The organism is Candidatus Levibacter sp. Uisw_134_01 (assembly GCF_047717795.1).
GTDB lineage: Bacteria > Pseudomonadota > Alphaproteobacteria > Puniceispirillales > Marisalimonadaceae > Marisalimonas.
In genome coordinates this window covers 1,401,713-1,414,376 of record NZ_CP159808.1, presented here as the reverse complement: position 1 = coordinate 1,414,376, position 12,664 = coordinate 1,401,713, and the positions used below count along the sequence as shown (strand labels likewise).

Below are 12,664 nucleotides of genomic sequence, written 5' to 3'. Positions count from 1 at the left end.
CACATAAAAAATGTATTAAATAATTATGACAAAAAATATTGAAACGCACATATTAAAATTATCTTGTAAAGATCAAATAGGGATAGTTGCCAATGTTTCTTCAATATTAGCTAAGCACAATTGTAATATTGTAGAATCTAAACAATTTACTGATCAAGAAAATGGATATTTTTTCATTAGACAAAGTTTTACTCTATTCAATATAAATGTTTTAAAAAAACTTGAAGATGATTTATTAATTTTATCAAATGAGTTAAATGCAGAGTTTTTCTTGTCTGATATTCAAAGTTCGATGAATACTATTATGTTAGTTTCAAAGTTTGACCACTGTTTAAATGATATACTTTACAGGGTAAGGAATAATTCATTAAATCTCAATATAAAGGCTATCGTCTCTAATCATAAGATAGCGGAAGAAATTGCAAATTTTTCAAAAATACCCTTTTATTATTTTCCTGTTGATAAATCTAATAAGGAAAAACAAGAATTAAAAATTAAAAATCTTATAATTAAAAATGACGTTGAAATGATAGTCCTAGCCAGGTATATGCAAGTTTTATCAAAAGAATTTACAAACGAATTTGAAGGAAAAATTATAAATATTCATCATAGTTTTTTGCCGAGTTTTAAAGGCGCCAAGCCTTATCATCAAGCCTTTGAAAGAGGGGTTAAAGTTATTGGAGCAACGGCCCATTACGTTACAAGTGACTTAGATGAAGGTCCAATAATAGAACAAGACACTCAAATAGTTGATCACGAAATGATGCCAAATAATTTAGTTTCAATGGGAAGAGACGTTGAATCCAGAGTTTTGTATAGAGCCCTTAAAGCTCACTCAGAAAGTAGAGTTTTTTTGAATGGAAATAGAACAGTTGTTTTTAAAGGACATAGAATATTAGGATGAAGGTTCAAAAAGAAAAAGTTGTTATTATAGGTTCAGGTGCAGCAGGGTTAACAGCGGCTATTTATGCTGCTAGGGCTAATTTGAATCCCCTAGTTATCGAAGGAATTCAACCAGGTGGACAATTAACTATAACTACCGATGTTGAAAATTATCCAGGATACGCAGATGTTGTGCAGGGTCCATGGATGATGGAACAAATGAAATTACAGGCTATAAAAGTTGGAGCTAGAATAATAAGTGATATTGTTACGAAAGTAAATTTTAACAATGATATAAAGAATATTATTTTAGACTCAAAAAAAATTTTTGAATGTGAAACAGTTATAATAACTACTGGTGCTCAAGCAAAGTGGTTGGGACTTGAAAGTGAAAATCAATTTAATGGAAAAGGAGTTTCTGCTTGCGCTACCTGCGATGGTTTCTTTTATAGGAATAAAGAAGTTGCAGTAATTGGTGGTGGTAATACTGCAGTTGAAGAAGCTTTATATTTATCTAATATTTGTTCAAAAGTGACCTTGGTTCATAGACGTGATAAACTAAGATCTGAGAAAATTTTACAAAAAAGATTATTTGCTAAAGAAAATATAGAAATAGTATGGGATAGTGTCGTAAGTCAAATTAAAGGTGATGAAAATGGAGTCAACGCTTTAGAATTGCTCTCGACTAATTCAGATGACAAAAAATTGATTAAACTCGACGGTGTTTTTATAGCTATTGGACACGTTCCCTCCACCGAACCTTTTAAAAACTCAATTGACATGGATGATGAAGGATATATTATTGCTAAAAACCCCGGAACTTCTTTTACAAATGTAGATGGTGTTTTTGCTGCAGGTGATTGTGTTGACAAAATATATAGACAAGCTGTTACCGCCGCGGGTATGGGCTGTATGGCTGCTTTAGATGCTGAAAAGTGGTTACAAAACAAATAATATTTACCACTACATATTTAAATTTATTAATTCCATAATTTTGTAAACTAAAGATGCTGCTGTAAAATCGTATGCTTGAAAACCTTCTATAGGAGCCAGTTCAACAACGTCAAATCCAACTACTTCTTTTCCAATAATTAAACTTTTAATTAATGATAAACTTTGATAAAAATTTAATCCACCTGGAACTGGTGTTCCTGTAGCAGGCATTATGGATGGGTCTAACCCATCAACATCAAATGAAATATATATTTTTTTGGGAAAGTTGTTTGGTAATTCAACTTTTTTATTATGATGAATGGTTTCGGCATCAAAGAAGGTAATGTCAAAATCAGATCTGTTTTGGACTTCTTCTAAACTCAACGCTCTTACTCCAAGTTGAGCGATTTTATATTTCTCTTTTCCTAAAAGGTACATCACGCTTGCATGTGAGTATTTTTGATTTTCATAGTTTTTTCTTAAATCTGCATGAGCATCAATTTGAATAATTCCTATTTCGTTTTTTTGTTTTAAGTTTAACCCCTCAAATATACCATTGACAGCACCATATGTAACGCTATGTTCGCCGCCAAGTGTAATAGGTATTTTATTTTTTGAACTAACTTCTTTAGTTAAGTTTCCTATATTACTCATAATATCTTTCAAAGGCATATTACAATCTAACATTGGATGAGTAAAAATCCCTTCTGAACAAGGCTCGCTTTTACCAGTATATCTTTCTAGTTCGTTGCTGGCATATATTATACTTTCAGGCCCCTTTGACGTTCCTTTACCATATGAAACTGTTTCCTCTAAGGGTACAGGTATAATATGAAATTTAGACGTCTCTTGATCTTGTTCTTGATTAGAAAGCTCTGATTTTAAAAAAATATTTTTATTATTATTCATTGCTACTTTCGTATATTATAATTTATTTTCAAAATCTTTATATGAAAACTGTTTTATAATATCAATATTATCTGTTTCACTATCCCATAACGCTATGGATGGTAGCTTAATACCATTAAAAAAACTAGTTTTCACCATTGTATAATGAGCCTGATCTAAAAGAGCTATTCTCTCGCCAATTAGAGGTAAATTTTTAAATTTATACTTACCAATAACATCGCCTGCAAGACAGCTTGGTCCTCCTAAAACGACTTCGTAGCCTTCTCTTGGTTCGTTAAGAAGAGCTGGTCTATAGGGAGCCTCTAAAACATCAGGAATATGAGAGGTAGCGCTTATATCAGTTATTGCTATATATGGAGACAGCCTATTATTTGGTTTAAAAAAATCTACAATTTCTCCTATTAAAACGCCACTATCTAGAACGACGGCTTCTCCAGGTTCAATATAAATTTGACAATTTGTTTCAACTGAAATTTTTTTTAAAAAAGTTCTTAACTGACTAAGTTCATAATCTTCTCTTGTAATATGATGTCCCCCTCCTAAATTTATCCACTTCAATTTTTTAGATAGAGGAATAATACTATTTTTTATCTGGTCCCACGTATTTTGTAAGGGTTGAAAATTTTGTTCACATAAAGTGTGGAAATGTATTCCATCAATTTTTTCTATATCAATTTTTTTTAAATCATTTATGTGAATTCCTAATCTTGAACATACTCCAGCAGAATTATATTTTGGGTTTGTAACTTCTGAATAAAGGGGATTAACTCTTATACCAACTTCTTTTTTTGATCTTTTAGCAATATTATAAAAATTATTAAATTGGTTTAATGAATTAAAAATAACATGATTGGATAAACTAGCTATTTCTTCAAATTCAGAGCTCTTAAAAGCAGGCGAGAACGTGCTAACTTCTCCACGAAAGTATTTTGCAGCTAATTTAGTTTCATATAAACCAGAACTACAACAACCATCTAAATATTCTGAAATTAGAGGGGCAAGTGATAGTGTTGAAAAGGCTTTAAGGGCAATAAGGATTTTTACGTTAGTTTCAAATTTAAGCTTTTGTAAGACTTTTAAATTACTTCTTAAAGCTTTTTTGTCAATTACAAAGCAAGGGCTTGGTAAAGAATATAAATCCAACTTATGAAAGTTTCTTGGGTTACCGCCCATTGTTTGTAACATATTTATTCTCTAGAAGTTTAATTTATTGTCTAGTTCTATAGTTTTACTTGGCAACCCATGTTTATTTAGTAGATCCATAAATGGATCAGGGTCAAATTGTTCTATATTCCAGACACCTGGCTTAAACCAAATTTTATTAATCATTAACATTGCTCCTATCATAGCAGGTACCCCAGTTGTATATGAGATAGCTTGACTTCCAAGTTCTTTGTAACAGTTTTCATGGTCACAGATATTATATGTATAAAATGTTTTTTCTGAGTTGTTTTTTGTTCCAGTAATTATAGTCCCAATACAAGTTTTTCCTTTTGTTCTTTTACCTAAGCTTCCAGGATCAGGTAGAACACTTTTTAGAAATTGCAAAGGAATGATATTGATCCCTTTATATTTAATAGGATTAATAGATGTCATGCCCACGTTTTTAAGAACCTCAAGATGGTTTAGGTAGCTATCACCGAAGGTCATCCAAAATCGAGCTCTTTGTATTTCTGGGAAATTTTTAGTTAAACTTTCTAACTCTTCATGGTACATAAGATACATGTTCTTAGGCCCGATCTCTGGAAATTCAAATGAAATTTTATTTTTTAAAGCAGGGCCAATTTTCCATTCTTTATTTTCCCAATGTTTGCTATCAGATGTAATCTCTCTGATATTTATCTCAGGGTTGAAATTAGTTGCAAAAGGGTGTCCATGATCTCCGTCATTGCAATCTAAAATATCTAAAGTATCAATATTATCTAGCAGATGTTTTTTTGTATAAGCCGTGTATACATTTGTTACTCCTGGATCAAAACCAGAGCCTAAAAGAGCCATCAAACCCTTTTCTTCAAACCTTGTATTATAATCCCATTGCCATTTATATTCAAATTTTGCTTCATCCTTTGGCTCATAATTAGCTGTGTCAATATAATGTGTATTGGTTATGAGGCAAGCATCCATGATATTTAGATCTTGATAGGGTAGGGCAAGGTTTAAAACTAAAAAGGGATTAATTTTTTTAATTAAGTTAACTGTGTCATTTACATTATCAGCATCTAATTCGGCAATATTTATATCAATATTGAATTTGGTTTTCACACTAGTTTGTATCTTCTTACATTTTTTTAAAGTTCGGCTTGCTAGCGTGATATTATTGAATGTATCAGGAAGACCTGCCATTTTGTGAACTGTTACACTGCTGACACCACCAGCGCCAATAACTAATATGTTATTCATTCATATTCTCCTATAATCTTAAAAAATAATTATTTTTCAAAATAAGTGTAACCAGATATAGATTCCTTGAAAGATTGCGTTAACTCTTTTCTCTCTGATAATGATAAATCTCTACTTCTAACAGCATCTTCTACTATACTTTTAAATCTATTAATAATATCTTTTGGTTCATACTCAACATATGAAAGAACTTCTGAGATGGTATCACCCTCTTGTTCGTGTAATAATTGATATCCACCATTTTCTTTCAACTTAATTGTTACAACATTGGTGTCGCCAAACAAATTATGAAGATCACCTAAAGTTTCTTGATAGGCGCCTATATAAAAAACTCCTAAAAAATAATCCTCATCGTTTTCAATTTTGTGAACAGGTAAAGTATTTGAAATACCGTCTCTTAAAACAAATTTATTTATAATACCATCACTGTCACAAGTGATATCGTTAAGGACGGCTCTTCTGTTTGGATCTTTGTCTAATTTTTGTATTGGGGCAATAGGGTGAAGTTGATCAATTGCCCAAACATCCGGTAAACTTTGAAATAAAGAAAAATTACCATGATAAATATCAGCCATATTATCCAATGAAGTTTGAAGTTCTTCAGTTATTTCAGTTGATGACACTAAAACTTTTTTAATTTTATTAATAATATTTAGATATGTTTCTTCAGTTTTAGCCATGTTTGGTAAATCAATTTGACCGCTTCTAAAAAGAACTCTTATTTCATCTCTGTAATAATTTAAATCATTTAAACACTCTTGTGCTCTATCTAAGTCTAGATATTCAAGAATTTGTATCATGTTTTTTAGTAGTGGATGATCATTTTTATTTTTAGTTTGAATTTCACGACTATCAAAATTTGTAGTTTCTAAAATATTAAAGATAAGCATTGAGCTTGAAGCTATACAAGCCCTTCCAGATTCAGTTACTATAGTGGGGTGTGATATGTTTGATTGGTCAAGTTCGTATTTTACGGTCTCCACAATGTTTGTACAATATTCATCTAGAGAATAATTTATAGAGTTCAAAGCAGACTTTTGTTCACCTGTATAATCTACACCTAACCCACCACCAAGGTCTAAATACTTTAATGGAGCACCTTGGTTAGTAATTTCTGAAAAAAATCTACAAGCCTCTTGAGTTGCTTTTCTTATCTCAATAATATCTGGAATTTGACTGCCAAGGTGTGAATGTTGCAAAATCAAACAATCTAAGTAGTTATGCGCTCTCAATTTTTTTATTACATCCATAACTTGTTCTACTGAAAGACCAAACGCACTTCTGTCTCCACTAGATTGTGACCAGTTACCGCTTACCTTATTAGTTAATTTTATCCTTATTCCAAGTAGTGGCCTAATATTCAACTCTTTTGAAATTTTTATAATAAGTTCAAGTTCTCTTGGACTTTCTAGCACTAAAATAGTTTTAAAGCCTATTTTTTGTGATAATATGGCTAGATGAATAAACTCTCTATCTTTAATCCCATTACAAATAATTGCAGATTCACTAGATAAATCATGAGCTAATGCTATCAACAACTCAGGTTTAGACCCTACTTCAAGTCCAAAATCATATTTCTTTCCAAATTCAACTATTCTATCAATGACCTGTGCTTGTTGATTAACTTTAACTGGAAAGACACCTTTATAATTACCTTTAAAACCTATTTCTTTAATGGCATTCAAAAATGAATTATTAATCTGTTGTATTCTAAATGCTAAATAGTCTGTAACCCTCAGAAGCACTGGACAACTAATACCTCTTTCATTAAGGCTCTTAATTATTTCAATAAGGTCGCTTGGAGAGTTTTCAGGATAAAAAGGGTTTTTAAGACCTATATTTCCATTATCCATAATTTCTAAGATATCATTGCCCCATTTATTTATTCCATATATATCTTCTTTGTTCATTGTGATTGAGCCTTTAAAAATATAATAATTTGATTATATTGCCATTAAGATTAGGTCAAGTTATGGTTTTATTATAGTTAAATTGTTTTTCTTAAAAAGGGGTTTTAGATGTTTTTATCTAGATATAAGGACAGAATTATAGATAAATACGATGCTTTAGTTGGAAGGGATAACCCTTTAAATGAAGTATTGATCCACGAAATAAACGGACGTGATATTAATTTAATCCCTGAAGGTTATAAAAGTATAATTTTAGGTATGGGATGCTTTTGGGGAGCTGAAAAAATATTTTGGAACCTCAATGGGATTTATCATACTTCTGTAGGCTATTCAGGAGGACATACTAAAAACCCAACATATGAAGAAGTATGCAGTGGATTAACAGGTCATACAGAAGTGGTAAGGTTAGTGTATGATCCTCAGAAAATTGAACTATTAAAGATATTAATTCTTTTTTGGGAAGGACATAATCCAACTCAAGGAATGAGGCAGGGAAATGATATTGGCACTCAATATAGATCGGCTATATTTATTAATTGTAATCAAGATTTAAAAAAAATTAAAGAAACATTGCAAACCTTTCAAAATAAACTTAATTCCCAAGGTTTAGGAGAAATAACTACAGAGATAAAAAGTAATATTGATTTTTATTTTGCAGAAATTTATCATCAACAGTATCTTTATAAAAATCCAAATGGTTACTGTGGTTTGGGTGGTTGTGGGGTAAAGTTTAATTAACTTTTATTTCTCGTTAATACAACTTGACCAACATTAGACGATAATATAATAAATATAAAAAATTTAAATTATTTGGTTGGCAATCATGAAAGTAGTAAGCTCTTTAAAAACATTAAAAGTTAGAGACAGAAATTGTCAGATAGTTAAACGTAGAGGCCGTCTTTACGTAATTAACAAAAAAAATCCTAGGTTTAAAGCCCGCCAAGGTTAATATTCATACTCTACAGTAAATAAAGATTTCTATTTAAATAATAAATTATTATATTTATTTAACTTGTTTGAGACTGCTAATATGAAAATAACTAAAATTATCGAAGAAACTAAATCTATTAGTTCAAACATTAAGAATGCTTATATAGATTTTTCTAAAATGACAATTAGCTTAGTTGCCGTGGTATCTGACATTATTAAAAATGGAAAACCTATTATAGGTTATGGTTTTAATTCTAATGGTAGATATGGTCAAGGTCATCTTATAAGAGAAAGGTTTAGGCCTAGACTATTAGAAGCTAAAACGGAAACAATGTTAAATGAAGATAAGACTAATTTTGATCCCCAAAAAATGTGGGACATTATGATGAAAAATGAAAAACCAGGTGGTCATGGAGAAAGATCCGTAGCTGTTGGTACTATTGATATGGCTATTTGGGATCTTGTTTCCAAAATTGAAGAAAAACCTTTATACCAAGTACTTTCAGAAAAATATGGTAATGGAAATCCTAATAGAGACGTTTTTGTTTATGCTGCTGGTGGATATTATTGGCCTGAGCAAGGTATAGTTGGTTTAACTGACGAGATTAAAAAATATTTAGATTTAGGCTATTCTGTTGTTAAGAAAAAAATTGGTGGTGCATCTCTTTCAGAGGATTGTAAAAGAATAGAGGCTGTATTAAAAATTCTAGGTCCTAATGATAGATTGGCTGTTGATGCCAACGGAAGATTTGATCTTAAAACCGCAATTGATTATGCAAAAAAATTGTCAAATTATAACCTTTTCTGGTACGAAGAACCAGGAGACCCCTTGGATTTTGAACTTCACAAAGCGTTAGGTGATCACTACTCAGGATCTATTGCAACAGGAGAGAATTTATTTTCTCTGCAGGATGCTAGAAACCTCATAAGATATGCAGGTATGAGAAAAGATAAAGACTGGTTACAATTTGATTGTGCCCTAAGTTATGGATTAGTTGAATACCTAAATATAATTGACATGCTTAAAGAGAATGATTGGGATCTTTCTAGATGTATACCTCATGGGGGTCATCAAATGTCATTGGCAATTGCAGCCGGGTTAGGGCTTGGGGGTAATGAAAGTTACCCTGACCTTTTCCAACCTTATGGAGGATTTCCGGATGAAGTTAAAGTCAGTAATAGTTATATAACTCTTCCAGAAATTAACGGTATAGGATTTGAAGGAAAGTCTGATCTTTATTCAATAATGAAAAAGATGACAAATTAAAGTTTGTATTTAAGCAATTAAGTTAGTTTTTAAAAAAATCATTTCCTTTGTTATCTATGACAATAAATGCAGGGAAATTCTCTACTTCTATTTTCCATACTGCTTCCATTCCCAACTCTGAAAATTCTAAAACCTCTATTTTTTTAATACAATCAAGTGCAACCTTTGCCGCAGTTCCGCCTATTGTGCCTAGATAAAATCCACCATGTTTTTTACATGCGTCTGTCACTTGTTTAGATCTATTTCCCTTTGCTAACATTATCATAGATCCATTATTTTCTTGGAACTTATCAACATATGCGTCCATTCTACCTGCAGTGGTAGGCCCAAATGATCCCGATGCCATTCCCTCAGGAGTTTTTGCAGGACCTGCATAATAAACTGGGTGGTTCTTAATATAATCTGGTAAAGAGCCTTTTTTATTTAATCTTTCAAGCAACTTTGCATGTGCTATATCTCTTGCAACTATCAAGGGTCCTGTTAGAGACACACGTGTTTTAACTTCATATTTGTCTAATTGCTCTAATATATTCTTCATAGGTTGATTTAAATCAATATTAATTATATCTTCTGAAACATCATTGAAATTTATATCTGGTAGAAATTGACTGGGGTTAGTTTCCAATTTTTCAAGGAAGATACCATCTCTATTTATTTTGCCTAAAACCTGTCTATCTGCTGAACAAGATACACCAATTCCTATCGGCAATGATGCTCCATGCCGTGGTAATCTTATAACTCTAACATCATGACAGAAATATTTACCACCAAATTGTGCACCAATTCCCATTTCTCTTGTTAAATCTAAAACTATTTTTTCCCACTCAAGATCTCTATAAGCGTGTCCTGTGTTAACATTACCTTTCTCAGGAAGAGCATCTAAGTAGCGCATTGAGCCCAGTTTAACTGTTTTTAGATTTGCTTCTGCCGAAGTTCCTCCAATTACAATTGACAAATGATATGGTGGGCACGCAGCTGTTCCAAGAGATATAATTTTTTCATATAGAAATTTTTTTAAATCATTTGGATTTAAAATAGATGGAGTAGCTTGAAATAAAAAACTTTTGTTAGCTGAGCCTCCACCTTTCTGAACGAATGCAAATTTATATTCCAATCCTTGATTAGCAAATAAACTAATTTCAGCAGGTAAATTGTTAGCAGTATTTTTTTCTTCAAACATTGAAATAGGGGCTAATTGAGAGAACCTTAGATTATTTTCTTGGTAAGTTTTATAAACACCTAAAGACAAGTATTCCTCGTCGTTTGAATTTGTAAAAACTTTTTCACCCTTGTAGCCTATTATAATAGCTGTTCCAGTATCTTGGCACATAGGTAGTACACCAGAAGAAGCTATGTTAGCATTCTTTAGCATAGTTAATGCAACAAAATGATCATTGTTTGATGCATTCTTGTCGTCAAGTATATTTCTAAGTTGTTGAAGATGAGATTTTCTTAATAGGTGAGAAACATCCTTAAAAGCTCTTTGAGAAAGTAAGGTAAGAGCTTTAGGGTCGATCATTAAAATTTCTGTATCATTTACTTTAGTAGTATTAACAAAGGAATCTGAAATTTTAATATACTCAGTTTTATCTTTTGAAACTGGAAACATTGGTGAATAGCAAAAATCGCTCAAAACGCTCTCCTGAATTTTTAAATTATATTATTTTTTATCTCTAAATGCATCAAGTGAGACTATTTCACCAGATTTTACATTATCTGATGATTTAGGTGTTTTTTCTATATCTGAAAGTTCAGTTTGATTTTCTCCATTTGAGAGTTTTAATTGTTTGTCAATTTTAAATTGGAGTCCAAATCCTACTGAAGGGTCAGTAAAAGATATTAATGCCTTAAATGGGACTGAGATATTTTTTTTCTTGCCATTGAATGATAGAGTAACTTCAAAATGATTGTCAGTTGATTTTAAATCCCAAAATTGATGTTGTATTATTATTTTAATTTCAGAGTTATCTGTGTTTTTTAATTCATTGGGGACTATAACATCAGGATCATCTCCATTAAAAGATATAAAGAAATGACTATTTCCTATCAAACCTGTTTCTGATGTAATTTTTAAAACTCTCTTAACTACATCTTTAAGACCTTCCTCAACTAAAGTATCATAGTCGAAGCCTTTAGATTTAAATCCATCATCATTATTATCTGTCAAAACAAATCCTTAAGAAACTTATATATTATTGTATATTTTTTCTAGCTACAGTTTCAAGATAAATTTACAAATATAAGAATGGCGAGAAGTAAACTCCTCGCCATCTCAAATTTTCTGTTGCCAGGTAATTTTGAACCCCGCCAATACTAGCTAAAGAATTGGACTAAGTTTCGGTTGCTTTGGCTGCTTACGCTGCTGCAGCTACCGGAGCATAGTTGTCATTTGCAACTACTTAAATTGTCCGATAACGGTGGTACAATGCCGAGTGAAAGTTTAATTTTTACTACATGCGTCGATCCTATTTCGCCCCCTCAACATATTGGTGGAGGCGCCGGGTACCGCCCCCGGGTCCGCTAAGCTTATTCTAAAAAATGTTTATCACCATAGTCATTAAAATGACTTTTTTACTATACATTATTTATTTTTTTAATTAAAGAGCACATAGTATAAGTTTTTATTGTTGAGGTTTTGATGAAGCAATATTTAGATCTGCTAGACCATGTGCTAAAAAAAGGTGCTCATAAGGGTGACAGGACGGGGACTGGTACTAAATCTATTTTTGGTTGGCAGATGCGTTTTAATCTAAATGATGGTTTACCTTTATTAACAACAAAAAAACTTCATCTAAAGTCAATTATTCATGAACTTTTATGGTTTATTAAAGGTGATACAAATATTTCTTATTTGAAAGAACATAATGTTTCAATTTGGAATGAGTGGGCAGATGAAAAAGGCGATCTAGGTCCAGTATATGGAAAACAATGGAGAAGATGGGAATCTCCAGATGGAAGAAAATTAGATCAACTTGAAGATGTCATAATGCAAATCAAAAATAATCCAGATTCAAGAAGAATGGTGGTTTCAGCATGGAATCCTTCAGATGTAGGTTCAATGGCTCTTCCTCCATGTCATTGTTTGTTTCAATTTTATGTTTCTAATAATAAGTTATCCTGTCAGTTGTATCAAAGAAGTGCAGACATATTTTTAGGTGTTCCCTTTAACATTGCTTCTTATTCCATTCTTACTCATATGATTGCTAATGTTTGTGGATTGTCGCCAGGTGATTTTATTCATACCTTAGGTGATGCGCATATTTATCAAAATCATATTGAGCAAGCTAATATTCAATTATTAAGAGATACTAAAAAATTACCTAATATTAAATTTAGAAAAAGGTTTGAAAACATAAATGATTTTAAATATGAAGATTTTGAAATTACTGATTACAAACCACACCCAAGTATTTCTGCTCCAATAGCAGTTTAA

The 12,664-nt window shown here is 31.5% G+C and carries 12 protein-coding genes and 1 other RNA gene; 6 read left to right on the top strand and 7 right to left on the bottom strand.

The features are described from left to right. Positions 1-25: 25 nt before the first annotated feature. Positions 26-904, top strand: a complete 879-nt coding sequence (purU, locus tag ABXT66_RS07260; protein ID WP_443642824.1) for a formyltetrahydrofolate deformylase — start codon at positions 26-28, stop codon at positions 902-904. Beyond that, positions 901-1,836: a thioredoxin-disulfide reductase gene (gene trxB, locus ABXT66_RS07255; RefSeq protein ID WP_443642823.1), complete on the top strand. Its 936-nt coding sequence runs from the start codon at positions 901-903 to the stop codon at positions 1,834-1,836. Before purU ends, trxB begins: the two co-directional genes overlap by 4 nt. Before the next feature lie 9 nt (positions 1,837-1,845). On the opposite strand, the gene speB is transcribed toward trxB, so the two are convergent. Genes speB through speA form a run of 4 tightly spaced genes read right to left on the bottom strand, consistent with a single transcriptional unit; the run spans position 1,846 to position 7,034 of the window. Next, entirely contained in the window at positions 1,846-2,724 is an 879-nt protein-coding gene (gene speB, locus ABXT66_RS07250) for an agmatinase (protein ID WP_443642822.1), read from the bottom strand. Positions 2,725-2,739: 15 nt separating this feature from the next. After that, positions 2,740-3,909, bottom strand: coding sequence for a carboxynorspermidine decarboxylase (locus ABXT66_RS07245; protein ID WP_443642821.1), 1,170 nt, complete (start codon positions 3,907-3,909; stop codon positions 2,740-2,742). A 9-nt stretch (positions 3,910-3,918) separates the two neighbouring features. After that, entirely contained in the window at positions 3,919-5,124 is a 1,206-nt protein-coding gene (locus tag ABXT66_RS07240; protein WP_443642820.1) for a saccharopine dehydrogenase family protein, read from the bottom strand. Between the two features lie 29 nt (positions 5,125-5,153). After that, a complete protein-coding gene (gene speA, locus ABXT66_RS07235) occupies positions 5,154-7,034 on the bottom strand; it encodes a biosynthetic arginine decarboxylase (protein WP_443642819.1) in 1,881 nt (626 codons plus the stop codon). A gap of 108 nt (positions 7,035-7,142) precedes the next feature. Here speA and msrA point away from each other — a divergent pair, with 108 nt between their 5' ends. The 3 genes from msrA (at position 7,143) to ABXT66_RS07220 (ending at position 9,231) form a co-directional block, all read left to right on the top strand. Next, a complete protein-coding gene (gene msrA, locus ABXT66_RS07230; protein WP_443642818.1) occupies positions 7,143-7,772 on the top strand; it encodes a peptide-methionine (S)-S-oxide reductase MsrA in 630 nt (209 codons plus the stop codon). 85 nt (positions 7,773-7,857) lie between these two features. Then, positions 7,858-7,983, top strand: a complete 126-nt coding sequence (gene ykgO / locus ABXT66_RS07225) for a type B 50S ribosomal protein L36 (RefSeq protein ID WP_022724980.1) — start codon at positions 7,858-7,860, stop codon at positions 7,981-7,983. Positions 7,984-8,064: 81 nt separating this feature from the next. Next, positions 8,065-9,231 (top strand): mandelate racemase/muconate lactonizing enzyme family protein, encoded by a 1,167-nt coding sequence (locus ABXT66_RS07220; protein ID WP_443642817.1) that lies wholly within the window; start codon positions 8,065-8,067, stop codon positions 9,229-9,231. 22 nt (positions 9,232-9,253) lie between these two features. Here the strand turns inward: ABXT66_RS07220 and ABXT66_RS07215 are convergent, their stop codons facing one another. The 3 genes from ABXT66_RS07215 to ssrA form a co-directional block, all read right to left on the bottom strand. Continuing rightward, entirely contained in the window at positions 9,254-10,864 is a 1,611-nt protein-coding gene (locus ABXT66_RS07215) for a fumarate hydratase (protein WP_443642816.1), read from the bottom strand. A 27-nt stretch (positions 10,865-10,891) separates the two neighbouring features. Then, positions 10,892-11,398: a ClpXP protease specificity-enhancing factor SspB gene (locus ABXT66_RS07210; RefSeq protein WP_443642815.1), complete on the bottom strand. Its 507-nt coding sequence runs from the start codon at positions 11,396-11,398 to the stop codon at positions 10,892-10,894. A gap of 103 nt (positions 11,399-11,501) precedes the next feature. Next, positions 11,502-11,837, bottom strand: a transfer-messenger RNA (tmRNA) gene (ssrA, locus tag ABXT66_RS07205). A 32-nt stretch (positions 11,838-11,869) separates the two neighbouring features. Between ssrA and ABXT66_RS07200 the strand changes: the two genes are divergently transcribed. Further along, complete coding sequence (locus ABXT66_RS07200; RefSeq protein WP_443642814.1) at positions 11,870-12,664, top strand: thymidylate synthase; 795 nt, start codon at positions 11,870-11,872, stop codon at positions 12,662-12,664.